Annotated in this window: 21 protein-coding genes; 5 read left to right on the plus strand and 16 right to left on the minus strand. The window is 67.8% G+C overall.

The window, feature by feature from the left end; genetic code table 11:
* The 8 genes from AX709_RS01640 to AX709_RS01675 form a co-directional block, all read right to left on the minus strand.
* Positions 1 to 1,258, minus strand: a 1,258-nt coding sequence (locus AX709_RS01640) for an NAD(P)H-hydrate epimerase (protein ID WP_197432005.1), incomplete at its 3' end; no start/stop codon positions are given.
* 44 nt (positions 1,259 to 1,302) lie between these two features.
* The gene (locus tag AX709_RS01645; protein ID WP_082731571.1) at positions 1,303 to 1,689 is read right to left on the minus strand and encodes a hypothetical protein; all 387 of its coding nucleotides are present in this window, start codon (positions 1,687 to 1,689) and stop codon (positions 1,303 to 1,305) included.
* Positions 1,670 to 3,391, minus strand: a complete 1,722-nt coding sequence (gene ilvD, locus AX709_RS01650) for a dihydroxy-acid dehydratase (RefSeq protein WP_066546094.1) — start codon at positions 3,389 to 3,391, stop codon at positions 1,670 to 1,672. Before ilvD ends, AX709_RS01645 begins: the two co-directional genes overlap by 20 nt.
* Positions 3,392 to 3,400: 9 nt before the next feature.
* Positions 3,401 to 4,129: an N-formylglutamate amidohydrolase gene (locus AX709_RS01655; RefSeq protein WP_066546096.1), complete on the minus strand. Its 729-nt coding sequence runs from the start codon at positions 4,127 to 4,129 to the stop codon at positions 3,401 to 3,403.
* Complete coding sequence (locus AX709_RS01660) at positions 4,126 to 4,860, minus strand: enoyl-CoA hydratase/isomerase family protein (RefSeq protein WP_066546232.1); 735 nt, start codon at positions 4,858 to 4,860, stop codon at positions 4,126 to 4,128. The genes AX709_RS01655 and AX709_RS01660 overlap by 4 nt, the downstream gene beginning before the upstream one ends.
* Before the next feature lie 172 nt (positions 4,861 to 5,032).
* Positions 5,033 to 5,872, minus strand: a complete 840-nt coding sequence (locus AX709_RS01665) for a 4-(cytidine 5'-diphospho)-2-C-methyl-D-erythritol kinase (protein WP_082731573.1) — start codon at positions 5,870 to 5,872, stop codon at positions 5,033 to 5,035.
* A 4-nt stretch (positions 5,873 to 5,876) separates the two neighbouring features.
* Positions 5,877 to 7,406 (minus strand): tetratricopeptide repeat protein, encoded by a 1,530-nt coding sequence (locus tag AX709_RS01670; RefSeq protein ID WP_066546100.1) that lies wholly within the window; start codon positions 7,404 to 7,406, stop codon positions 5,877 to 5,879.
* A gap of 85 nt (positions 7,407 to 7,491) precedes the next feature.
* A complete protein-coding gene (locus AX709_RS01675; protein WP_066546102.1) occupies positions 7,492 to 9,147 on the minus strand; it encodes an electron transfer flavoprotein-ubiquinone oxidoreductase in 1,656 nt (551 codons plus the stop codon).
* A gap of 143 nt (positions 9,148 to 9,290) precedes the next feature.
* Between AX709_RS01675 and AX709_RS01680 the strand changes: the two genes are divergently transcribed.
* From AX709_RS01680 to moaB, 3 genes are read left to right on the plus strand one after another with little or no spacing between them, the layout of a single operon-like run.
* Positions 9,291 to 10,013, plus strand: coding sequence for a uracil-DNA glycosylase family protein (locus AX709_RS01680; protein ID WP_197432006.1), 723 nt, complete (start codon positions 9,291 to 9,293; stop codon positions 10,011 to 10,013).
* Positions 10,014 to 10,048: 35 nt separating this feature from the next.
* Complete coding sequence (locus AX709_RS01685) at positions 10,049 to 11,803, plus strand: lytic transglycosylase domain-containing protein (protein WP_156454109.1); 1,755 nt, start codon at positions 10,049 to 10,051, stop codon at positions 11,801 to 11,803.
* Positions 11,793 to 12,320: a molybdenum cofactor biosynthesis protein B gene (gene moaB / locus AX709_RS01690; RefSeq protein ID WP_066546106.1), complete on the plus strand. Its 528-nt coding sequence runs from the start codon at positions 11,793 to 11,795 to the stop codon at positions 12,318 to 12,320. The genes AX709_RS01685 and moaB overlap by 11 nt, the downstream gene beginning before the upstream one ends.
* Positions 12,321 to 12,545: 225 nt before the next feature.
* On the opposite strand, the gene AX709_RS01695 is transcribed toward moaB, so the two are convergent.
* Together AX709_RS01695 and AX709_RS01700 are read right to left on the minus strand one after the other, a co-directional pair.
* Positions 12,546 to 13,091: a YbjN domain-containing protein gene (locus AX709_RS01695; RefSeq protein ID WP_197419069.1), complete on the minus strand. Its 546-nt coding sequence runs from the start codon at positions 13,089 to 13,091 to the stop codon at positions 12,546 to 12,548.
* An 89-nt stretch (positions 13,092 to 13,180) separates the two neighbouring features.
* On the minus strand, positions 13,181 to 13,525 hold the full coding sequence (locus AX709_RS01700) for a VOC family protein (protein WP_066546117.1): 345 nt from the start codon (positions 13,523 to 13,525) through the stop codon (positions 13,181 to 13,183).
* 55 nt (positions 13,526 to 13,580) lie between these two features.
* On the opposite strand from AX709_RS01700, the gene AX709_RS01705 reads away from it, so the two are divergent.
* Complete coding sequence (locus tag AX709_RS01705) at positions 13,581 to 14,651, plus strand: PA0069 family radical SAM protein (protein WP_066546120.1); 1,071 nt, start codon at positions 13,581 to 13,583, stop codon at positions 14,649 to 14,651.
* Here the strand turns inward: AX709_RS01705 and AX709_RS01710 are convergent, their stop codons facing one another.
* The 5 genes from AX709_RS01710 to AX709_RS01730 form a co-directional block, all read right to left on the minus strand.
* The gene (locus tag AX709_RS01710) at positions 14,652 to 15,299 is read right to left on the minus strand and encodes a hypothetical protein (RefSeq protein ID WP_066546123.1); all 648 of its coding nucleotides are present in this window, start codon (positions 15,297 to 15,299) and stop codon (positions 14,652 to 14,654) included.
* Between the two features lie 42 nt (positions 15,300 to 15,341).
* On the minus strand, positions 15,342 to 16,937 hold the full coding sequence (locus AX709_RS01715) for a long-chain fatty acid--CoA ligase (RefSeq protein WP_197419070.1): 1,596 nt from the start codon (positions 16,935 to 16,937) through the stop codon (positions 15,342 to 15,344).
* Positions 16,938 to 16,958: 21 nt separating this feature from the next.
* Entirely contained in the window at positions 16,959 to 20,456 is a 3,498-nt protein-coding gene (gene dnaE / locus AX709_RS01720) for a DNA polymerase III subunit alpha (protein ID WP_066546135.1), read from the minus strand.
* An 84-nt stretch (positions 20,457 to 20,540) separates the two neighbouring features.
* Positions 20,541 to 21,221: an ABC transporter ATP-binding protein gene (locus AX709_RS01725; protein WP_066546138.1), complete on the minus strand. Its 681-nt coding sequence runs from the start codon at positions 21,219 to 21,221 to the stop codon at positions 20,541 to 20,543.
* Positions 21,214 to 22,464, minus strand: a complete 1,251-nt coding sequence (locus AX709_RS01730) for a lipoprotein-releasing ABC transporter permease subunit (protein WP_066546141.1) — start codon at positions 22,462 to 22,464, stop codon at positions 21,214 to 21,216. The genes AX709_RS01725 and AX709_RS01730 overlap by 8 nt, the downstream gene beginning before the upstream one ends.
* Before the next feature lie 482 nt (positions 22,465 to 22,946).
* On the opposite strand from AX709_RS01730, the gene AX709_RS01735 reads away from it, so the two are divergent.
* A complete protein-coding gene (locus AX709_RS01735; protein WP_066479348.1) occupies positions 22,947 to 23,411 on the plus strand; it encodes an Hsp20 family protein in 465 nt (154 codons plus the stop codon).
* A 129-nt stretch (positions 23,412 to 23,540) separates the two neighbouring features.
* Here AX709_RS01735 and AX709_RS01740 read toward each other — a convergent pair whose 3' ends face one another.
* Positions 23,541 to 25,172 (minus strand): CTP synthase, encoded by a 1,632-nt coding sequence (locus tag AX709_RS01740; protein ID WP_066546144.1) that lies wholly within the window; start codon positions 25,170 to 25,172, stop codon positions 23,541 to 23,543.
* Positions 25,173 to 25,180: the final 8 nt, after the last annotated feature.

Below are 25,180 nucleotides of genomic sequence, written 5' to 3' on the forward strand. Positions count from 1 at the left end.
GCCACGTCGCGGCGGCTGCCGCCTCTAGCGCGCGATCCGGCGTGACGGCAAGGCGGCTGGCGATCAGTCCGGCGAGCACGTCCCCCGTCCCTGCCGTCGCCAGCCATGGCGTCGCGGCGGCCGCGACGATCACCCGGCCCTTCGGATCGGCGATGACGGTATCGGGCCCCTTGTGCACGACGACCGCACCGCTGGCCCGGGCGGCGGCGAGGGTCGCGTCGATCTTGCTGCCGCGCCACGCCCCGAACAGCGCCGCGAACTCGCCGCCATGGGGCGTCAGGACCGTCGGCGCGACGCGGCGCTTCAACTGGTCGGGACTGCACAGCCCCAGCGCATCGCCATCGAGCACCAGCGGGCGGTCCCCGGCGATCGCGGTCTCGACCAGCGCGCGCGCGGCCTCGCCCCGCCCCAGGCCGGGTCCGATGAGGAGGACGCGCAGCCGGTCGTCGGCCAGCCACGCCGCCAGCGCCCCGCGATCGACCGCGGCGCGGCCGACTACCGCAGCGTCGCGAGCGATGCCGCCGGCCACCACGACATAGCCCGCCCCGCCGCGCGCCGCCGCGCCCGCAGCCAGCGCGGCCGCGCCCGGCATCGCGCCCGCTACGATGCCGACCAGCCCGCAACGATATTTGTGCGCGTCATGGCGTGGCGGTGCGATCACCGGCCGGGCGATGCTGTGCCAGTCGCTGTCGACCGCGATGCCCAGCCCGTCGCGCAGGACATGCCCGCATGCCGCGACGCCGAAGGACAGGAGGTGCGCGGGCTTCAGCGCGCCGAGCGCAAGGGTTGCCGACACCCGCGCCGCGCCCAGGTCGTCGCCGCTGTCGGCGTCGAGCCCCGACGGCAGGTCGATCGCGAGGCTGAAGCGCGCAGCCGGAACCAGCTTGCGCAAAGGATCGCGGATCGCGGGGGGGAGCGGGCGGGTCATCCCGGTGCCGAACACGCCGTCGATCAGCATGGCGCGCGGCTGCGCATCGGCAAGCGCCACGACCGGTCCCGTCCAGCGCGCACGCATCTCCAGCGCAGCGGAAGATCTGGGCAAATCGGCCACTGCCACCATGACGTCATGGCCCCATTCGCTCAGGTGGCGCGCGGCGACATAGGCGTCGCCGCCGTTGTTGCCCGGCCCGGCGAGCACCAGCACCGGCGCGCCGGCCGCGAAGCGTTGGGCCGTCCGTGCCACCGCAAGCCCCGCTTGTTCCATCAGGTCGGTCTGGGCAACGCCCATGGCAAAGGTCGCGGCCTCGGCGGCGCGCATCGCTCCCGCCGTCAGGATGGGTGCCCCGGCGGGGCAGGCCCGGCTCATCGCCCGGCGGCGATCGTCGCCGGCAACTGATAGCGCGCACCGCCGATCGCGACTTCGATCCGGTTGTCGCCGATGATCCGGACCCGCGCGGGTTCGGCGCCGTCGGCGGCGACCACGCCGCGGCCGTCATCGGTCACGCGCAGCCGGTGGAAACCGCCATCGCCACGCGTCACGACCAGGATCGCGCCTTCCGGCCCGTCCCGGCGCTCAAGGGTGCAGCTCGACGTGAAGCGGTCGCTGCCCGGATCGGCGCACGCGATCCGGTCGGCGGGCGCCGGTGCCGCCGCCGCGACGACATTCGATGCTTCGGGCGGCGCCGGGTCGCAGCCCGCCAGCGCCAGCAGCAGCGCGGCAACCGGTCGGCTAGATATCCGCGTAGACATGACGTTCGGCGCTGGCCCCCGGGTGCGTGACCGCGCCCTTATAGGCCGGACCGACCGTCTGCGAATAGCGCCACAGCGCGCCCGCCTGATAGTCGTTGACGCGCGGCCGCCAGGCCTCCCGACGCGCGGCGAGCACCTCCTCCGCAACGTCGAGGTCGATCGTGCCCGCCTCTGCATCGATACGGATGACGTCGCCGTCCTCGATCAGCGCGATCGGCCCGCCCTCCGCCGCCTCCGGGCCGACATGGCCGATGCAGAAGCCACGGGTCGCACCCGAAAAACGGCCGTCGGTGATAAGCGCGACCTTCTCGCCCAGCCCCAGGCCGTAGAGCGCGGCGGTGGTCGACAGCATCTCGCGCATCCCCGGCCCGCCCTTCGGCCCTTCGTAGCGGATGACGATCACGCTGCCCTCGGCGATGTCGCGCGCCTCGACGGCGGCGAAGGCATCCTCCTCGCAATCGAAAACACGCGCGGTCCCGGTGAATTGCAGCCGCTGCATCCCCGCCACCTTGACGATCGCCCCATCGGGCGCGAGCGAGCCGCGCAGGCCGACGACGCCGCCCGTGGCGGTGATCGGCGTCTTCACGTCATAGATGACCTTCTGGTCGGGGTTCCACGTCACCTCGTCGATATTCTCGCCCAGCGTCCGCCCGGTCACGGTCATGCAGCTCCCGTCCAGGAAACCGCCGTCGAGCATCGTCTTCATCAGCATGTAGACGCCGCCGGCCTCGTACATGTCCTTGGCGACATATTTGCCACCGGGTTTTAGGTCAGCGATGTAAGGTGTTGATTTGAATGCATCTGCGACGTCGAACAGATCGAAGTCGATGCCGGCCTCGCTCGCCATGGCGGGCAGGTGCAGCGCCGCATTGGTCGAGCCGCCGGTCGCCGCCACCACGCGCGCGGCGTTGATGAAGGCTTCGCGGGTGCAGATGTCGCGCGGACGCAGGTTGCGCGCGATCAGCGCCATGACCTGTTCGCCGGCGGCGACAGCGATCTCCTCGCGGCTGCGATAGGGGGCGGGAACCATGTTGGAATTGGGTAGCGACAAGCCGATCGCCTCGCCGACGCACGCCATGGTGTTGGCGGTGAACTGGCCACCGCACGCGCCGTGGCCGGGACACGCGACCTTTTCCAGCGCGGTCAGGTCGTGCAGCGGGCACGTACCGGCGGCGTATCGACCCACCGCCTCGAACACATCGACGACGGTCACGTCGCGATCCTCATAGCGTCCGGGCAGGATCGAGCCGCCATAGACGAAGATCGACGGGACGTTCAGGCGAAGCATCGCCATCATCATGCCAGGCAGCGACTTGTCGCACCCGGCAAAGCCGACCAGCGCGTCGTAGCAGTGGCCGCGCATGCTGAGCTCGATCGAATCGGCGATGACCTCGCGGCTGACCAGCGACGATTTCATCCCCTGATGACCCATCGCAATGCCGTCAGTAACGGTGATCGTGTTGAAGCGGCGCGGCATTCCCCCGCCCTGAACCACCCCGGCGCGCGCGGCATCCGCCTGGAAATCCAGGGTCGTGTTGCACGGCGCGCTGTCGTTGCCGGCGCTGGCGATGCCGACAAAGGGCTTGGCGATGTCCGCCTCGGCAATGCCCATCGCATAGTAATAGCTGCGATGCGGTGCGCGCTCGGGCCCGACCGAAACATGACGGCTGGGCAGGCGGGACTTGTCGAATTGATGGCTCATGGCGCACGCCTATGTCGCGGGAGGCGCCTGCGGCGCAAGTCTGTTGCGCACATCATCGAACATTTTGCCGACGATGTCGCGCCAACGCGCGACGCCGGCGGGGTCGGCAAGCTGGTCGTTGCACACCTCGATCGCGACATAGGGGATGCCGTGCGCCTCGCCGTGCCGGTTGAGCGTCGCATTGAGCAGCCGCCCCGAATAGGGCTGGTTGTCGCCGGTCTCGATCCCCTGCGCACGCAGCGACGCAATCGCCGGGGCGGCGGCGCGCGCGTCGCGGTTGTAGAGGATCCCCGCGTCCCAGACCCGGCGTGCGGTGTCGCCATGCGCCAGCCGGCGCGTGAAGCTGTGAATCGACACGATCAGCGCCGGACGATGCGCGGCGATGTGACGCGCGATCGCGCAGTGATAGGGGGCGTGGAAGCGGGCGATGCGGGCCGAGCGGTCGACATCTCGATTACCGGGAATGTCGTGCCCGTCGCTCACCAGCGGGATCAGCGCCGGATGGTCGGGCTGGCGGTGAAGATCGATCACAAGCCGCGACACCGTTCCCAGAAATGCCGGTGCGCCCGATTGCGCCGCCAGTGCGCGCGTCAGCGCCGCCGCGCCGAGATCGACCGCGATGTGCAGGTCGAGCAGCGCCGGATCGATCGCCAGATCGATGTCGTCGGGCACCCTATTCGATGCATGATCGCACAACAGCAGCAGCCGGCGATCGGCGCCGTCGATAAATTCGGTCATCCGCGTCCCTCGCGCGCCGCAAAGGCCGCAAGTCCGGCGGCAAACGCGTCGCTGCCGAAACGCGCCAGAAACGCCGCGCGGTGGCCGGGATCGGCGGGGTGGGCCAGCATCGCCTTCAGCCCGCGCACCGCGTCCGGATCATTGGCGGCAACGGTCATTGCAAAGTGCGCGGCAGACGCCGAAGCATCGTCCGCAACCTGCTCGACCAGGCCGATCCGCTGTGCCTCCACCGCATCGATCGCGTCCCCGGCGAACAACAGGCGGGCGGCATGGCCGGCCCCGACCTGCGCGGCGAGCCGCGTCACATCCTCGACGGGGTAGAGCAGTCCGAGCCGCGCGGGCGGCACGGCGAAACGCGCGCCCGGCCCGGCGATCCGAAGGTCGCAGGCCAGTACGAGCGCGACCGCCGCGCCATGGCATCCCCCGTCGATCACCGCCACGGTCGGGACGGGCAACGCCGCAAGTGCGTCGATCGCCGCCCGCATCGCGTCGAGAAACGCCGGGCGCGCACCGACATCGTCGCGCAGGCGCGCCAAATCGCCGAGATCCGCGCCGGCCGAGAAGATGCCGGGCACCCGCGAGCGCAGCACGACGACGCGGGTATCGTTGGGCGAAATGGCTGCCAATGTGTCGGCGAGTTCGCGCCAGTGCGGGGTGGCGAGCGCGTTGCGCCGGGCTGGACGGTCCAGCCCGATCGACAGGACCGCGTCGTGACGCGTACACCGGATCACCGGCAACAATCCGGTCGGGATGGCGCCGGCCTGCGCCAGGACCATCCCCGGACGTTTCGCTCCCGGCGATCGATCCGTGCGTCACGCCCAACAACTTCCGTGCCAGCCGAGCAAAGCCGCCATTTTCCGGGATCGATTGCCCGGCCGGGTGCCGGAACGGGACGACCGGCTGTCACGTCAGCACCGTTTCGAGACACCACCAGTCCGGGTGCCGGTCGCGCGTAATGGTGGCCGCCGCCGCGCATGCCGCGCGATCGTCGAACAGCGCGAAGCAGGTCGCGCCCGATCCCGACATCCGCGCCATCGCCGCGCCGGGCAACGCCGACAGGTGACCGAGTGCATCAGCGATGACCGGCGCGATCGCACAAGCCGCCGGCTGCAGGTCGTTGCGGCCGGCCTGCGCAATGTCGATCAGCGCGCCTTCGCCGATGCCGCCGCGATCCACACCGTCCCACCCGGCAAACACCCGTGCCGTCGACACCGCGACACCCGGGTTGACCAGCAGCACCGGCCGCCCGGGCAAGCCCGCAATCTCGATCAACTGCTCGCCCCGCCCCGACCCGCGCGCCGCACGGCCAAGGAGGCAGGCCGGGACGTCGGAACCGAGCCGCCCGGCAACCGCGACCAGCCGGGCATCGTCAGGTGCGATTCCCGTCAGTCGGGCAAGCGCGCGCAGCGTCGCGGCGGCATCGGCCGATCCGCCGCCGATGCCGGAAGCAACGGGCAGGCGCTTGACCAGTTCGATCGCAACCGGCGGCGCCGGGGCAATTTCCCGGCGAAACAGGTCGCGCGCCCGCGTCACCAGATTGTCGGCGGCCGGGTCGAGCGCGCTGGCGAACGGCCCGGTGATCGTGAACCGGTCGGCGTCGGCCGGGACGATGCGAAGATCATCGCCGTCGCGCACGAACACGAACAGCGTGTCGAGCTCATGATAGCCGTCGTCGCGCCGGGCGCGCACGTGCAGCGCCAGGTTCAGCTTCGCCGGCGCCGCCTCCACGATCTCCACGGTCAATCGCTCAGCGCGCTGCGATCTTGGGACCGGAGGCGAGCTTCATCGCGATCCGGTCGGCATGTTCGCCGGTCGCGTAGAGCGCCGCCGCGCGCCAGGCATAGCGCGCCTCATAGCGCCGCCCCACCCGCCAATAGGCATCGCCCAGATGCTCCTGGATCGTCGGGTCGGCCGGTTCGCCACGCGCCGCGCGTTCGATCAGCGGCAGCGCGCGTGTCGCAAAGCCATTCTGGAAATAGGCCCAGCCGAGCGAGTCGGTGATCGCTGCATCATTGGGCTGCAAGGCGCTGGCGCGTTCGAGCAGCGCGAGCGCCTCGGTCAGGTTTTCGCCCCGCTCCGCCTGTGCATAGCCGAGATAATTGAGCGCGGTCGCCTCGTTGGGCGCCAGCTCGACCGCTTTCTTCAGGAACGGCAGCGCCTCCGCCCAGCGCCCCGCGCGTTCGAGCGCGCCGCCGCGCTGCAGCTGCGTCACCCATGCCGGCCCCGCCCCGCCGCGTGTCATCACCAGCGCATAGGCATCCGCGGCCTCGGCAAAGCGTTCGGCGTCGAACAGCAGGTCGGCGTAGGTCCGCGCATCATTGGCCGACGCATCCGGTGCCGTCGCCAGTCGCTGGGCCAGCGCGAGGCTTTCGGCGCCTCGTCCGGCGCGCTGCAGCACGAAGATCTCCGCGACCCGGGCAGGATGCGCAAACAGGCTTTTCGGCCCGATTTCGGCGATCGTCGCCAGCGCGCCCGCCTCCGCACCCTCGCGCGCCAGGCCGTCGACGAGGATCAGGCGCGCGCGGTCGTCGGTAGGGTCGAGACGCAGGGCCGAGCGCGCGAGAGCGATCGCCAGCGCCTGGGTCCCGTCGCTGGTCAGGTCGCTGCCCAGCCGGACGAACAGCCGCGAAGCCCCGAAGCGGCTGTCGGCGCGCACCCCGCGCAGCGCCTGCGCCGCGCGGCTGAGCACCGGGTCGTCACCCACGAGCAGCGCACGACCCAGATTGCCCTGGCGCTGGCCGGCGAGCAGCATGGCGGCGTTCAGGCGCAGGTCCAGGCTCGACTGGTCGCCGGCCAGCAGGACGCGCAGCGCGGCGACACCCCCGGCGACGTCACCCGACCCGATCTGCATCAGCGCCCGGCTCTCGCTCGCGTAGCGGCGGGTCAACGCATTGTCGCTGCCGGCCTCCAGCATCGCCAGCGCGGCCGCCGGATCGCTGTCGAAGGTCAGCCAGGCCAGCAGCACCGGCGTCATGAATTCGAGCGGAGAGCCATCGAGCTGAGCGGCAGCCTCGGCGGCACGCACGCGGTTGCCGGTGGCGAGCGCGTCGGCGAACGCCAGCACCGCCGCATCGGCTGGCGCGACCTGCGATCGCTCGAGCACCGCGGCGGCACTGAGCGCGAGCGGGATGTCGCCGGCCGCCAGCGCTTCGCGATAGGCACGGATCGCGATCAATTCGTCCTCCGGCCGGGCCGCCAGCGCCTCGGCATAGCCCGCCGCCGCCGCACCCACGTGCCCGTCGGTCGCCGCCAGCCGCGCGCGGGCATAGGCGGACAATGTCCGGATATTGTCGGCATGCGCGGGCAGCGCGCCGAACCCCGCGAGCGCGAGGATCAGCCCAAGTCCGGCCGGGCGAACGCGATTACATATTGGGATAGTTCGGCCCTCCCCCGCCCTCCGGCACGACCCAGTTGATGTTCTGGGTCGGGTCCTTGATGTCGCACGTCTTGCAGTGGACGCAATTCTGCGCGTTGATCACGAATTTCGGCTCGCCCGCGTCCTCGCCCACCACTTCATAGACGCCCGCCGGACAGTAACGCTGCGCCGGCTCGTCATAGAGCGGCAGGTTGTGGCGGATCGGTATGTCCGGGTCCTTGAGCGTCAGGTGAACGGGCTGGTCCTCTTCATGGTTGGTGTTCGACACGAACACTGAGGACAGACGATCGAAGGTCAGCACCCCGTCGGGCTTGGGATAGTCGATCTTCTTCGCCAGATCCTTGCGCCACAGACTCTCGTGGTCGGGATGGTGGTGCATCGTGAACGGCATCTTCAGCCCCAGGCTCTCCGCCCACATGTTGACGCCCGCAAGGCCCGTGCCGATCGTGTCGCCATATTTCTTGACCAGCGGGACGACGTTGCGGACCTGGAACAGCTCCTTGTACACCCAGCTCGCCTCATAAGCCTCGCTGTACGCGGTCAGCTCGTCGCCGCGCCGGTCGGCGGCGACCGCGGCAAAGGCAGCCTCGGCGGCCATCATACCCGTCTTCATCGCGGTGTGCGTGCCCTTGATCCGCGGCACGTTCACGAATCCCGCCGAACAGCCGATCAGCGCGCCGCCGGGGAAGACGAGCTTGGGGACCGACTGCCAGCCGCCGTCATTGATCGCGCGCGCGCCATAGCTGACGCGCTTGCCGCCCTTCAGGATCACCGCGATCGCCGGATGCGTCTTCCACCGCTGCATCTCGTGGAAGGGCGAGAGGTGCGGGTTGGAATAGTTGAGCCAGGTGACGAAGCCCAACGCGACCTGGTTGTTCGCCTGATGATAGAGGAAGCCGCCGCCATTGGCGCCTTCGCTGAGCGGCCATCCCTGGCTGTGGATCACGCGTCCCGGCACATGGTTTTCCGGCGGAATGTCCCACAGTTCTTTGATCCCGATTCCATAGACTTGCGGGTCACAGTTCGTACGCAGATCGAACTGACGCATCAGCTGCTTGGACAGGTGGCCGCGGACCCCCTCGGCAAAGAAAGTGTAGCGGGCATGGAGTTCGAGGCCCGGCTGATAATCGGGTTTGCGCGTGCCGTCGCGCGCGATGCCCATGTCGCCGGTCGCGACGCCCTTGACCGACCCATCGTCGTTGAACAGCACTTCGGCGGCGGCGAAACCGGGAAAGATTTCGACGCCCATGCCCTCGGCCTGTTCGGCAAGCCAGCGGCAGAGATTGCCAAGCGAGCCGGTATAGCAGCCCTTGTTGTGCATGAATCCGGGCAGCAGGAAGTGCGGGAACTCGCGCTTGCCGGTCTCGCTCAATATCCAATGGTGGTTTTCGGTCACCGGCGTCGCGGCGAGCGGACACCCCATGTCGCGCCATTCGGGCAGCAGCTCGTCGAGCGCGATCGGATCGATCACCGCCCCGGACAGGATGTGCGCGCCGATCTCCGACCCCTTTTCGAGCACGCAGACCGAGAGTTCCTGCCCCTGCCCGGTCGCCAGCTGCTTCAGCCGGATCGCGGCGGAAAGCCCGGCGGGGCCGCCACCGACGATCACCACGTCATAGGGCATTGATTCGCGTTCGCTCATTCCATTCTCCTCGACGCCAATCCGTTGTCAGGGGCGGCGGTGCGGCAAGAGACAGACGCCCTCGTCGCAGCCCGGCCACGCCTGATCCTCCCGCACCTCCGGAGGAATTGACGTTTTCGTCAGCTTCGCACCTTATGAAGCGGATGGGAGCGGAGCAACACGGGAATTGGCGGGTAACCGCCGCGGCGGCGCTCGACTGGTGGATCGACGCCGGCGTCGATACGCTGGTCGCGGACGATCCGCGCGACTGGTTCGGCCGGGTGGGCGCGCCGGCCCCGACCTTGCCGACCCCCGCCGCCGATGACCGCGTCGACCCCGACTTTCCCGGCGATCTCCCGGCGTTTCTCGCCTGGCGCGTCGGCCCGTCCGCGCCGGAGGCGGCGTGGCCCGGCCCGCGTTTTGCACCGCACGGGCCGGTCGATGCCCCGCTCGTCGTCTTCACCGATCATCCCGATGCCGACGATCGCGACGGCGAGATTCTGACCGGTGCCGCGGGCCGGCTGTTCGACGCGATGCTGCGCGCGATCGGGCGTTCGCGTCAAAATACGCTCGTCGTGCCGCTGTGCTGGACCCGGCCGTTGGGCGATCATCTGAGCGTCGAACAGGTCGATCGGCTGGGCCGCCTTGCCCAGCATCACCTGGCATTGCTCCCCGCGAAACATGCGCTTTTGCTCGGACAATCGGTGAGCCGTGCCTTTGTCGGGGCAGACGCCCCTGCGCGCTGGGGTCGTTTGCGTACGCTTAACCCTAACGATCGGATAGTCTCCGCCATTGGTGTTCCACACCCGCGACTGCTGCTGCAACGCCGGCACTTCAAGGCCGAGACGTGGCACGACCTGCAGTTGCTGGCCGGGGGTTTTGAGTGATGAGGATTTCGTTCGCAGTTGCCTTGGCGACATTGATGCTTCCGGTCGCCGCGCAGGCGCGCGACGCGGCGGCACCGTCGTCTCCGTCGGCTGCCGTATCCGCCGCCGCCCGCGCGCCCCGGCTGCCGGTGCTGCTCGACGACGCCGCACGGCTCAATTATCGCAAGGTGTTCGCGGCGATCCGCGCCGAACGCTGGGCCGATGCGCAGTTGTTGCTCGACGCAACGAAGCCCGGTCTGCTCCATTCGATCGCGCGGGCGGAGCTCTATACCGCGCGCAATTCGCCCAAGGCGGCGGGACAGGCGCTGGCCGAGCTCGTCGCGCTGGCGCCCGAACTGCCCCATGCCGCACAGCTTGCCCGGCTGGCCAAAAGCCGCGGTATCGAGGATTTGCCGCCGCTCCCCGCCGAGCAGAAGCTGGTCTGGGTCGGCGGCGCACCGGTGCGCGCGCGATTGAAGTCGGTCAAGAGCGACGCGGCCGCCGCCAAGCTCGCCGTGGCGATGCGCCCCCATATCAAGGCGGACGACGGCGCCGCGGCCGAGGCGCTGCTCGATACGCGCGACGGCGACCTGACGCCGGAGGCGCGGGCCGAATGGGCGCAGCGCGTCGCGTGGATTTATTACACCGCCGGCGACGACGCCAATGCGCGCCGGATGGCGGCACGCGCCCGGCGTGGCGAAGGCGACTGGGTCGCACAGGCCGACTGGGTCGACGGCCTGGCGGCGTGGCGGCAACAGGATTGCGGCGCGGCGCAGGCGGCGTTCCAGTCGGTCGCCCAGCGCGCGACGCACTCCGAAATGCGATCGGCCGGCCTGTATTGGGCGTCGCGCGCCGACATCGCCTGTGGTCATCCCGAACTGGTGCAGGCGCGGTTGCAGAGCGCGTCGCAATATGGCGAGACCTTTTACGGCCTGCTCGCGCGCCATGCGCTCGGCATGGACGACGCGCCCGTCAGGACCGCTGACGCGATGACCGCCGACTGGCACGCGCTCGGCGCGCTGATCAACGTTCAGGTCGCGTCGGCACTGATCGAGATCGACGAAACCGCGCTCGCCGATCGCGTCCTGCGCCACCAGGCCAAGATCGGCGACGTGCGCGATTTCGCGGCACTCAGCCGGTTGGCCGGGACGCTCAATCTGCCCCAGACGCAATTGTGGCTCGCGCAATATTGCCCGCCCGGCGCCAGCCCGGCGGTCGATGCGCGCTACCCCGCGCCGAACTGGACGCCCGACGGCGGCTGGCGTGTCGACAAGGCGCTGGTCTATGCCCACGCGCTGCAGGAATCGCGGTTCGATGCCGATATCGTCAGCCCGGCGGGCGCGTTCGGGCTCATGCAGATCATGCCGGCGGCCGCCACCGACATCGCGCGGGCGCGCGGCGTGACGATCGACCGGTCGGCACTCGCCCGGCCGTCCACCAATATCGAGGTCGGGCAAAGCTATCTTGAAAAGCTGCGCGACATGGCCGCGACCCAGGGCCTGCTGCCCAAGGTGATCGCGGCCTACAATGCCGGCCCCTCGCCGGTCGAGGCGTGGAATGTGCAGACCCACGATAACGGCGACCCGCTCCTCTATATCGAGAGCATCCCGTACTGGGAAACGCGGGGCTATGTGATGACGGTGCTGCGCAACTACTGGATGTACGAGCGCAAGGAGGGCAAGGCGTCGGCCAGCCGCGCCGCGCTCGCGCAGGGCCTCTGGCCGAAATTCCCCGGCCTGCCGGGCGAGAAGGCGGTGCGCATCAGCAAGACGCGCGGGACACGGGCAGGCAGCGCGACCGGTGCCCGTTGATCCCGACCGCGCGTTTCTTCCCCTCCGCATCGCCGTCCTGACCGTTTCCGACACCCGCACGCCCGCCGACGACCGGTCGGGCGACACGCTCGTTGCGCGAATTGAGGCAGCCGGGCATGTCGTGGCCGCGCGTGACATCGTCCGCGATGATGTGCCGGCACTGGTCGCGCGGCTGACCGCTTGGATCGACGATCCGGCGATCGATTGCGTGATCTCGACCGGCGGCACCGGCGTCACTGGACGCGATGTCACGCCGGAGGCGGTCGAACAGGTGCAGGACAAACCGATTCCCGGCTTTGGCGAGCTGTTCCGCTGGCTCAGCTATCAGACGATCGGCACGTCGACGATCCAGTCGCGCGCCTGCGCCGCGGTCGCGCGTGGCACCTATCTTTTCGCGTTGCCGGGATCGACCGGCGCGGTGAAGGACGGGTGGGACATGATCCTCAAGGATCAGCTCGACAGCCGCTTTCGGCCCTGCAACTTCGTCGATCTGATGCCCCGCCTGCGCGAACGCTGAAGCATGATGGCTTTGCACGGCGTCAACTGTCATCACCCCGGCCCTGTGCCGGGGGCCAATGGGCGACACATCGCAACCGCGGGACTGCGCGGCACGGTGAACCCCGGCATAAGGCCGGGGTGACGAGGAAGCCGTTAGAGCGCGCCTCGATCTAACGTCATCAGGCTCAAGGTCGGCTTCGTCCGTTACGGGGTTGGCGCGCGCCGGCTCGCTTTGGGCGTCGCGTCAGGATGCCGTCGGCGTCACGACCGGATCGGCAGCCGGCGCATCGGCCGGTTTTTCGTCCTTTGGCCGGTTCGCATCGAAGAAATTGCCGACTTCGTCCAGCATCACCTGCCACCACACCAGCACGTCGTCGAAATTGTCGGCGCTGACGCCGCCGACGGTGGTCAGGTCATAGCTGAACGCGAGCACGCCGTTTTCGCGAATTCCGGCCTGCAGGAACCGCTTGCTGACGTTCCATTTGTTGGCGAATTCGGTGTCGAGTTCGGGCGATGCCGAAAACGAGACCTGGAACTGAAGTGAATCGCACTGCTTCTTGTTCTCGCAGCCGTAAAAGAACACGTCGAACTTGTATCCGGCACCTTCGCCTTCGATCGACGGATCGCCCTGGCGGTCGACGCCCAGCTTGGCGGTCAAGCCAGCATCGGTCATCGCGCGCAGCACGCCCTCCGGATAGCTGGCGCAGACGAAGCCCGCGCGGCATAGCGTCTCGTCCTTGGCCAGCGCCGGTGTCGCACCCCCGCCCATGACCAAAAACGTCGCGAGCATCGCCCGCGGCATCCGCGCAACTCTCATCCCAACCCCATGAACCTATGTTATTTCCGGCATCATTGGCGACGGACTGCCGCGGCGCAAGCTCAACTTTCCGCGTCGGTCTGCGCTACCGCCAGTTCATGGCCGTGCGGATCGCGGAAATGAAACCGCCGCCCGCCGGGAAAGGCGAAGATCGGCACAGTCACCGACCCGCCCGCCTGCTCCACGCGCGCCTGCGCTGCCTCGAGATCGTCGACCCCGATGACGGGCAGCATCGCCTTCACCTGGGTTTCCGGATCACCATCCAATCCGATGTCGACATCGCCCGTGGTGGTCGCGGCATAGCTCGGCCCGAAATCGGTGAAACGCCATCCGAACGCCTCACCGTAGAAATAATTGAGCCCCGGCAGATTGCCGACCGGCAGTTCGAGATAGTTCAGCCGCGCCATCGATGACCTCCAAATTGTTCTTGATATGTTCTGACACGCCTCCTACAGATTGGCAATGACCAAAGTGCGCCCCGCCCGCGGTGCCACGCTCAACCGGGCGAGCATGCGCTTCGGCCTGCCCCAGCATGAAGAAGACGGCGACTGGCGCGACGCGCGCGGCTTGATCGATGGCGATCCACCCCGCCTGCGCACGGAAGTGACGGTGGAGACGCCCCGCACGATCCTGACCCGCAATCAATCGCCCGATGTGCCGTTCGACCGTTCGATCAACCCCTATCGTGGATGCGAGCATGGCTGCATCTACTGTTTCGCGCGGCCGACTCACGCGTTTCTCGACCTGTCGCCCGGTCTCGATTTCGAAACGCGGCTGTTCGCCAAGCCCGACGCAGCGCGGCTGCTGCGCGACGAACTGAGGCGGCCGGGCTATACGTGTCGCCCGATTGCTTTCGGCACCAACACCGATCCATACCAGCCCATCGAGAACGAGTGGCGGATCACGCGGGCCTGCCTGGAGGTGCTGGCGGCCTGCGACCACCCCGTGACGATCACGACCAAGTCCGATCGCATCCTGCGCGACATCGACCTGCTGGGCCCGATGGCGAAGAAGGGGCTGGCCGCGGTGATGGTCTCGGTCACGTCGCTCGACGCCGCCATCGCGATGACGATCGAACCGCGCGCGCCCCACCCGGAGCGGCGGCTGCGTGCGGTGCGGCTGCTTGCCGACGCGGGCGTGCCCGTGCAGGTTTCGATTTCACCCGTCATCCCCGCGGTGACCGATCATGAGATGGAGGCGCTGATGGCGCGCGCGGCCGAAGCGGGGGCGCGGGCGACGTCGTTCATTCCGGTCCGGTTGCCGCATGAAGTCGCGCCGCTGTTTCGCGCATGGCTCGACACGCATTTTCCGGATCGCGCCGGCAAGGTGATGGCGATCATCCACGCGTTGCGCGGCGGCCGCGACAATGATCCCCGTTTCGGCTCACGAATGCGCGGCGAAGGCCCCTGGGCGGCGCTGCTCCGCACGCGTTTCCACATCGCCGCGCGCAAGCTGGGGCTCGACGCCGAACGGATCGAATTGCGCACCGACCTGTTCCGCCCGCCCGCGGGCGCGCAGGGCGAGCTGTTCTGATCAGCGATTGGGGAACTGCACCGCGCGAAACTGGCCCTCGCCGGACAGGATGCCGTATTCGACGTCATCGGGGACGTCGCCCGAATTGCCCGTTGCATAGATCAACCGGATGAATGCCGACGTCCCGGCATGGGCGGCCAGGAACATTTCGATCGCGCGCCACAATCGGCCATTGTCCGATCGCGCCTGGTTGAGCCGCCGGGCCTGCTGGAAATAGTTCGGCCCGCCTTCGCGCCCGCCCTGGGCGTGCGACCACGCGTGACCCTTGTCAAAACCGTCGGCGGCGCGCGGATAACCGGCGTGATAGGCATCGTCGCGGGTCCCCGGCGCCGCGGGTCGGCTCACGCCCCAGACCATCGCGACGCGGCTGCGCGTAAAATCGAACAGGTAGTTGCAGCTGCCGTCGCCAAAGGTCAGCAGCTGCGCGCCAGGTTGGCCATTGGCGCGATACTGCGCGCCGACCTGGTCGAGCAGCCGCTCGAGAAACAGGGCCGGATCGCCGGTCCGTTCAAACTCGCGGAACATCCAGACATAGGCCGCCGTGCCGTTGCGCAGTTCGGTGTTGAGGCCGAATTCACGGTCGATGATCTGGTCGATCGGAATGCTCGACCAGTCGCGCCTGGCGGCACGGCTGCGGGTTTGCGGCATGGCAGTCCCCTAACATGCAGTGATCCGACCTGATCCCCCGCCTCAAGCGGCGGCGAGCTTGTAATCCTTGTACTGCGCGCGCAGCGCGGTCTTCAACAGCTTGCCGGTCGCGGTGTGGGGCAATTGATCGACGAAAAGGATTTCGTCGGGCAGCCACCATTTCGCAACGTGCCGAGCCAGATAGGCGCTGACCTGTTCCGGGGTCACGTCGGAGCCGGGCTTGCGGACCACCAGCAGCAGCGGCCGTTCCTCCCATTTCGGGTGGTAGACCCCGATCGCGGCGGCCTCCGCCACGCCGGGACAGCCGACCGCGGCGTTTTCGAGCTCGACCGAGCTGATCCACTCGCCACCCGACTTGATTACGTCCTTGGCACGATCGGTGATGTGCATCGTGCCGTCGGGGTGGAGCACCGCGACATCGCCGGTGTCGAACCAGCCGTCGGCGCTCAGGCACGGTCCGCCCGCATCCTGGAAATATTGCTTGATGATCCATGGCCCACGGATCTGGAGCCGCCCCGACGATTCACCGTCGCGCGGCTGCACGACGCCTTCGTCGTCAACGATGCGCAACTCGACGCCGAACGGCACGCGGCCCTGCCGGACCACCTGGTCGACCTGCTGGTCGAAGCTCAATTCGTCCCAGTCGACCGAGCGCGCGCCGATCGTGCCGATCGGCGAGGTTTCGGTCATGCCCCAGGCATGATTGACGCGAATCCCCATTCGCATCAGCCGCTCGATCATCGAGCGCGGTGCCGCCGAGCCGCCGATGGTGACGAGCTGAAGATGCTCGGGCGCGACTCCCGCCGCATCCATGTGCTGGAACATGGCGAACCACACCGTCGGCACGCCCGCCGAATGCGTCACGCGTTCGCGGTTCATCAACTCGCACAGCACCGCCGGATCGTTGATCGCGGAAAAGACCAGCTTGGCGCCGACCGCGGGGGTCGAAAAGGGCAGGCCCCAGCCGACCGCGTGGAACATCGGCACGATCGGCATCGCCACCGCGCGCGACGACAGGTCGAAGACCGAAGGCTGAAGCGCCGCCATCGCGTGGATCATAGAGGAACGATGGGTGTAGACCACGCCCTTCGGATTGCCCGTCGTCCCGCTGGTATAGCACAGCATGCACGGATCGCGCTCGTCGCCCTCGACCCATACAAAGCCGTCGTCGCCCTCCGCGATCAGCGCCTCGAACCCGTCGGGGCCGTCGCTGTCGTACACGACATAATGTTCGATGGTCGGCCATTGCGGCTTGAGCTTGTCGACCAGCGGCTGGAACGCGCGGTCATAGAACAGCACACGATCCTCGGCATGGTTGACGATATAGGCGAGCTGATCCTCGAACAGGCGCGGATTGACGGTGTGGACGATCCCGCCCATGCCGATCGCCCCATACCAGGTGACCAGGTGCCGGCTGTGGTTCATCGCCAGCGTCGCGATGCGGTCGCCCGGCTTCATCCCCAGCCGTGCGAGCATGCTGGCGAGGCGGCGCGAATCGCGTGCGATGCCGGCCCAATCGGTCCGGGTCTCGCTTCCGTCGGCCCAGCGGCTGACGATCTCGCGCGTGCCATGCTCGCGTTCGGCATGATCGACCAGCCGCATGATCCGCAGCTCGAAATCCTGCATCGATCCAAGCATCGTTGCATCCATCTCCCGTTATCAGCCGGCGGCGGCGAGCCGTGCGGTCTCAGCGGTCTTCAGCGCCGCCCATCGAACACCCTGCAGCTTCTCGATCCGCGCGGCAAGTTCCCCGTCGAGCAGGAAGCCTCGCCCGAGCACGACCTGCGCCTCGCCCGGGCCGTCGATCGGGGCATGGAGCCGCACCTCGCCGCGCCCGCCGGTATGGCCGCCAAGCAAAACGGCGAGCGCGGCGACGGCGTCGGCGTGATCGACCGCCACGTCGAGCAAAAGGCGGGTGTTGTTGGCAAGCCCCTCCAGCGGCTGGATGCGCTTGACCGTGACCCGGACGCTATCCTCGCCCGCGCGGCGGTCGAGCTCGGCAGAGACCAGCGCGCAGCCGCCTTCGCGCGCGGCTTCCTCGAGCATCGCGGCGACCGGCTCGTCGAAACAGGTCGCGATGCACTGGCCCGACGAATCGGACAGCGTCGCCATCATGTATCGCTTGCCGCGTGCGGAGGTACGCCAGCGGACATCCTCGACCAGCGCCGCAAAGCTCGCGACCGTGCGCCCGCCCTCGGCCACATCGACGTCGTTGAGCGCGACGATCGGGCGCGCACCGTGCACGCGCGCGAGATGCGCGAAGCGGTCGAGCGGGTGCGCAGAGAAATAGAATCCGAACGCCTCGCGCTCGGCGGCGATGCGTTCGGTCAGCGACCAGTGCGCATCGGCGGGAAGGCGGATCGCGGCCTCGGCGACCGGATCGTCGCCGAACAGCCCGCTCTGCCCGCTCACCCGGCCTTCATGCGTACGCTGCGCGACCGCCAGGATCGTTTCCGCCCCGGCATGGATCGCGGCGCGGTTGGGCTCGACCCCGTCGAATGCGCCCGCGCCGGCCAGCGTCTCGATCTGCCGTTTGTTGAGCAGGCGCGGATCGACGCGCGCGGCAAAATCGTCGATCGAGCGGAAGGGACCCTTGGTCCGGCGCTCCGCAACCAGCTCCGCCATCGCACGCTCGCCCACCCCCTTGAGCGCGCCCAGCGCATAACGCACCGCCAGCGCCCCGCCCTCGTCCTCGACCATGAAGCTCGCCGAACTCGCGTTCACGCAGGGCGGGCGGCAGGCGATGTCCAGCCGCCGCATGTCGTCGACGAAAATCGCGAGCTTGTCGGTCTGATGGATGTCGAAGCTCATCGACGCGGCAAAGAATTCGTGCGGATGATGCGCCTTCAGCCACGCCGTCTGATAGGCGAGCAGCGCGTAGGCCGCCGCGTGCGACTTGTTGAAGCCATAGCCGGCGAACTTGTCGATCAAGTCGAACAGCTCGTTGGCCTTGGCCGCCGGGATGTCGTTATGCGCGGCGCAGCCCTCGACGAAGGTCGCGCGCTGCGCATCCATCTCCGCCTTGATCTTCTTGCCCATCGCGCGGCGCAGCAGGTCGGCGCCGCCCAGCGAATAGCCCGCCAGGATCTGCGCGGCCTGCATCACCTGTTCCTGATAGACGAAGATGCCATAGGTTTCCGCCAGGATCGGCTCGAGCAGCGGGTGGGGATAGGTGATCGCCTCCTGCCCGTTCTTGCGCCGGCCGAAGGTCGGGATGTTGTCCATCGGACCCGGGCGATAGAGCGAGACGAGCGCGATGATGTCGCCGAAATTGGATGGGCGCACTGCGGACAGCGTGCGCCGCATGCCTTCCGATTCGAGCTGGAACACCCCGACCGTATCGCCACGCTGCAGCAGCTCGTAGACCCTGGGGTCGTCCCAGCCGAGCGCATCGAGATCGACATCGACGCCGCGCACCGCCAGCAGCTCCACCGCCTCGCGCAGCACCGACAGCGTCTTGAGGCCCAGAAAGTCGAACTTCACCAGCCCCGCGCCCTCGACATATTTCATGTCGAACTGGGTGACGGGCATGTCGGAACGCGGGTCGCGATACAGCGGCACGAGCTCGGCAAGCGGTCGGTCGCCGATCACCACGCCGGCGGCATGGGTCGAGCTGTGGCGCGGCAGCCCTTCCAGCTTCATCGCCAGGTCGAACAGGTGGCGGACCTGGTCGTCATTGGCATATTCGCGCGCCAGTTCGCTCACGCCGTTCAGCGCGCGCTCCAGCGTCCACGGATCGGTCGGATGATTGGGCACCAGCTTGGCGAGCCGGTCGACCTGGCCATAGCTCATCTGAAGCACGCGGCCGGTGTCCTTGAGCACCGCGCGCGCCTTCAGCTTTCCGAAGGTGATGATCTGCGCCACCTGGTCGCGGCCATATTTTTCCTGGACGTAACGGATCACCTCGCCGCGCCGCGTTTCGCAGAAATCGATGTCGAAGTCGGGCATCGACACGCGCTCGGGATTGAGGAAGCGTTCGAACAGCAGCCCCAGCCGGATCGGGTCGAGATCGGTGATCGTCAGCGACCAGGCAACGACCGACCCCGCGCCGGATCCGCGACCCGGACCGACCGGGATCCCGTTGTCCTTCGCCCATTTGATGAAGTCGGCGACGATCAGGAAATAGCCGGGGAAGCCCATCTGGATGATGACGTCGAGCTCGAACTCAAGCCGGTCGCGATAGACCTGGGTCCACGCGCCGTCAGCGTCGGTGCCCTCGCCCCTCGCGATCTTGGCCAACCGCCGGGCGAGCCCCTCGCGCGCATCGTCGCGCAGCTTCTGCGCCTCGCCGGCGCGGTCGCCGGCCAGGCTGGGGAGGATCGGCTTGCGCTTCGGCGCGACCGCCGCACAGCGCTGCGCGATGTGCAGCGTCATGTCGATCGCCTCGGGCAGGTCGCCGAACAGCGCGCGCATCATCGGCGCGGATTTCATCCACGCGTCAGGCGAGCTGCGCGCGCGGTCCTCGGACGCGACATAGGTCGAAGCGGCGATGCACAGCATCGCGTCATGCGCCTCGTGAAACGCGTTGTCGGCGAAACAGCACGGGTTGGTCGCGACCAGCGGCAGATTGCGATCATAGGCGAGATCGACAAGCGCGGGTTCGGCCGCCTGCTCCACTGCATCGCCGCGCCGCGCGAGCTCGATATAAAGGCGTCCGGGGAAAAGCGTTTCCAGCCGGTCGGCATAGCGGCGTGCGTGGTCATGCTGGCCGTCGGCGAACATCCGGGCCAGCGCCCCCTCGCCCGCCCCGGTCAGCGCGATCAGCCCGTCGCTGCGCCCGGCGAGCGCGTCGATCGTCACATAGGCCGGATGCTCGACGGGGCGGTCGAGATGCGCCATCGACACCAGCGCGCAGAGGTTGGCATAGCCGACATCGTCCTGCGCATAGAGTGCCAGCCAGTCGAGCACCGGCTTGAACTCGCCTTCATGGCCAGGCCGGATGATCGAGAGGAATACGCCGGTGATCGGCTGAACCCCCTCCGCCTTGCACGCATCGGAAAAGGCCATGGCCGCATAGAGACCGTTGCGGTCGACCAGCGCGACCGCAGGAAAGCCGAGCGCGCGCGCCTGCTTGGCGATCGCCTTGGGCTCGATCGCGCCCTCCAGCATGGTGTAGGAGGAAAAGACGCGCAGCGGCACGAAACCGGAATGGGGCATGACGCCAGCCTAGGGTGCCAACGCCGATTCCAAAAGCCGTCGCCGCGATTTAGTTGTGGATGACCCGGTCCCCGGTCGCGCGGCTCAGCCCAGCACGCCGTCGTGCAGACGGGTCAGCCGGTCCATCCGCGCCGCCAGCCTTTCGTTATGCGTGGCGACGAGCGCGGCAGAGCCTTCGTCGCGCACGAGCCGAAGAAACTCCGCGAACACCACGTCGGCGGTGGCTTCGTCCAGATTGCCCGTCGGCTCGTCGGCAAGCACGAGCGCGGGCCGGTTGGCAAGCGCACGCGCGACCGCGACGCGCTGTTGCTCGCCGCCCGACAGCTGGTTGGGCCGATGGGTCAGCCGCGCGCCCAGGCCGAGCGACGTCAGCAGCGACACCGCGCGCGCCTCCGCATCAGGGCGTGACGCGCCATGAATCAGCTGGGGCAGCACGACGTTTTCGGTCGCGTTGAAGTCGGGCAGCAGGTGGTGGAACTGATAGATGAAACCCAGCCGGTCGCGGCGCACCGCAGTCCGGCCATCCGCACCCAGCTTCGCGACTTCCTGGCCGGCGATCCGGATCGAACCCTCGAACCCGCCCTCGAGCAGCCCGACCGCCTGGAGCAATGTCGACTTCCCCGACCCGGACGGGCCGAGCAGCGCGACGATCTCACGCGGGGCGACGCGGAGATCAACGCCGCGCAGCACGTCGATACGCTGGCCGCCCTGGATGAAGCTGCGCTTCAACGCTACGGTTTCGAGAACCGGACCCGGCTCACTCATAGCGCAGCACCTGCACCGGATCGGTGCTCGCCGCCTTGAACGCCGGATAGAGCGTGGCGAGCAGCGAGAAGACGAAGGCCATCACCACGATGCCGATCACCTCATAGGGGTCGGTACGTGCAGGCAGCTCGGTCAGGAAGCGCATTTCGGGGTTCCACACCTGCTGGCCCGTCACCAGCCCGATCACGCTCACCACCTGCTGGCGAAACGTCAGGATCACGAAGCCGAGGACGAGCCCGGCAACGATCCCCAGCGCGCCGATGGTCGTTCCGACGGTGACGAAGATGCGGACCAGGCTGCTGCGGCTCGCGCCCATGGTGCGCAGGATGGCGATGTCGCGGGTCTTCGCGCGGACCAGCATGATCAGCGACGACAGGATGTTGAACACCGCGACCAGGATGATCAGCGACAGCACCGTCATGCTGACGATACGGTCGACCGACAACGCCTCGAACAGGCTGGCGTTGAGCTGGCGCCAGTCGGTCAGCTGGCCGCGCGCACCGATCTTTGGCGCGAGCGGCGCCAGAATGCCCTCGATCCGGTCGGCATCGACCGTGTCGATCTCGACCATGCCGACGCTGTCGCCCATCAGCAGCAGCATCTGGGCATCGGCCAGCGGCATGACGATGAACGCCTTGTCATAGTCGTACACGCCGACCTCGAAGATCGCGCCGATGCGATAGGACACGATGCGCGGCACCGTCCCGAACGGCGTGGAGGGGCCCTGTGGACTGATCAGTGCGATCTGTGTCCCCAACGTCGCCCCGAGCTGGCGCGCCAGGCGCGAGCCGATCGCGATGTTGCCGCTGCCCGGACGCAGGCTGTCGAGCGAACCCTGAATGATGTTGGAGGCGATGGTCGCATTGCCGCGAATATCCTCGACCCGCATGCCGCGAACCAGCACGGCTTCGACCCGGCCGTCGAACGAGGCCATCAACGGCTGCTCGATGAGCGGGGTCGCCGACGTCACGCCCGGCGTCGCGCGCGCCTGTGCGACGATGTCGCGCCAGTCGCGCAGCTGGCCGCCATAGCCGTTGACGATCGCGTGGCCGTTGAGGCCGACGATCTTGTCGAACAATTCGGCGCGAAAGCCGTTCATCACGCTCATCACGACAACGAGCGCGGCGACACCCAGCATGACCGCGGCCAGGCTGATCGACGCGACCAGAAAGATGAAGGCTTCGCCACGTCCGGGCAGGAGATAGCGCCGCGCGATCATCCGTTCATATCGCGACAGGAACATCGGGTCCGGAACTCCGTGGGTGCAATCGAATGCGATGAAAGCTGGGCCAGCGGCGGGCCGGGCGATGCTTTAGGTGGATGGACGAAGCCGCGCAATCCATGCTGTTGCCGAATGAACACAGGATGAAAGCTTTCGCCCCGGCGGGCGCGCATTTCCGGTGACAAGCCGGTAAACTGCGCATAGCAAAGCCCCACGAAACGTCGGCAATGGCCGTGGTTCGGGGAGGCTTCTGATCCCGTCTGTGTACGACACGGATGTGCGGAGCGGAGCCAATCAAGGGGGCTGACGCGCAGTCGTCACGCAGGCGCCCGGGTTGGAAACAGCCCGGGCGTTTGTGCGTCACAAGGGCTGACCCCGCCCTTGAAACCCGCGAAATCAATCCCAAATTTCAGTCATGCGATCGCCGATCGGGATCGCATTTACGGTGTCGCGCCGTCGCGGACACCGTGTGACGTTCATGTTGCTCAATGGAGGATTTGAAGATGCGTCAGCTGGATTTCACCCCCTATCGCCGTTCGGCCATCGGCTTCGACCGGCTGTTCGACATGCTGGAAGCGAGCGCGCGCCAGGCGTCGAACGAAAACTACCCGCCCTTCAACCTCGAGCGGCTGGCGGAGGACCGTTACCGGATCACGCTGGCGGTCGCCGGGTTCAAGGCGGACGAGATCGACATTACTGCGCAGCAGAACCTGCTGCTCATCACGGGCAAGAAGAGCGATGAACGGAATACGGAGGCGGGCCAGTTCCTGCATCTCGGCATCGCCAACCGCAGCTTTGAGCGGCGCTTCGAGCTCGCCGATTTCATTCGCGTCGAGGCTGCGAACCTCAGCGACGGTCTGTTGATCGTCGACCTGGTGCGCGAAGTGCCCGAAGCGATGAAGCCCAAGAAGATTCCGGTCGCCACCTCGACCCCGGCGGCCCCGATCGAGCATCGCGACGCGGCCTGACCGCGATCGCCACGACCTGGCGGCGTCTTTCTCCCTTGGATGCCGCGGCAGGAGCGCCCGGGCCTCTGGCTCGGGCGCTTTTTGCATCATGACCGCGGATCGGATGCAGGCGTGGCAGTCCGCCTGTAATCAGACCAGTCGCGACTGGCGCACCGCCGCTTCGATGAAGCTTGCAAACAGCGGATGCGGCTCGAAGGGGCGCGACTTGAGCTCGGGGTGGAACTGCACGCCGACGAACCAGGGATGATCGGGCCGCTCGACGATTTCGGGCAGCGCACCGTCGGGCGACATGCCGGAAAAGACCAGCCCGTCGCGTTCGAGCACGTCACGATAATGGGTGTTGACCTCGTAGCGGTGGCGATGGCGCTCGCTGATGTCGGTCTCCCGATAGATTGAGGCGACGACGCTGTTCCCCGCCAGCTTGGCGGGATAGGCCCCCAGCCGCATCGTGCCGCCCAGATCGCCGCCGGCATCGCGCTTTTCCAGTCCCTTGGCGCTCATCCATTCGGTGATCAGCCCGACCACCGGCGCTTCGGTTGCGCCGAACTCGGTGGTGGAGGCACCCGCAACCCCCTGATCGCGTGCGGCCTGGATACACGCCATCTGCATCCCCAGGCAGATGCCGAAGAATGGAACCTCCCGCTCGCGGGCGAACCGGACGCTGGCGATCTTGCCCTCCGATCCGCGCTCGCCAAAGCCGCCGGGGACGAGGATGCCGTGCATCGGCTCGAGATGCGCCGCGACCTCGTCGGCATCGCGCTCGAACAGTTCGGCGTCGAGCCAGCGGACATTGACCTTCACCCGGTTGGCAATGCCGCCATGGACCAGCGCCTCGTGCAGCGACTTGTACGCATCGGGTAGCCCGACATATTTGCCGACGACACCGATCGTCACCTCGCCTTCGGGATTCGACAGGCGATCGACGATTTCGCGCCATCGGTTCAGCTCGGGCGCGCTTTCCGCCGGCATGCCGAACGCGCGCAGCACCTCCCGGTCCAGCCCCTCGGCATGATATTGCAGCGGCACGGCATAGATGCTGCGGGCATCGAGCGCCGGGATCACCGCTTCCTTGGGCACGTTGCAGAACAGCGCGATCTTGGCGCGCTCGCCATCGGGCAACGGACGTTCGCACCGGCAGACCAGCACTTCGGGCTGGACGCCGAGCGCGGCGAGCTCGCGCACCGAATGCTGGGTGGGCTTGGTCTTCAGCTCGCCCGCGGCCGAGATATAGGGCACCAGCGTGACATGGATGCTGATCGACTGGCCACGGCCCAGTTCGTTCTTCAATTGGCGGATCGCCTCGATGAACGGCAGCGACTCGATGTCGCCCACCGTCCCGCCGATTTCGCACAGCACGAAATCCAGATCGTCTGTTTCCGCCTGCGCAAACGCCTTGATCGCGTCGGTGACGTGGGGAATGACCTGAACCGTTGCGCCCAGATAGTCGCCGCGCCGCTCGCGCGCGATGATCTGGCTGTAGATGCGGCCCGAGGTCACATTGTCGGACTGTCGCGCCGACACGCCGGTGAACCGCTCGTAATGGCCCAGGTCGAGGTCGGTCTCGGCCCCGTCATCGGTGACGTAGACCTCGCCATGCTGATAGGGCGACATCGTGCCCGGATCGACGTTCAGATAGGGGTCGAATTTCCGGATGCGAACGCGATAGCCGCGCGCCTGGAGCAGCGCCGCGAGGCTCGCCGCCATCAATCCCTTGCCAAGTGACGACACCACGCCGCCGGTGATGAAAATATACCGCGCCATGGGAATAA

The sequence above is a fragment of the Sphingomonas sp. CCH15-F11 genome, assembly GCF_001557005.1.
GTDB lineage: Bacteria > Pseudomonadota > Alphaproteobacteria > Sphingomonadales > Sphingomonadaceae > Sphingomonas.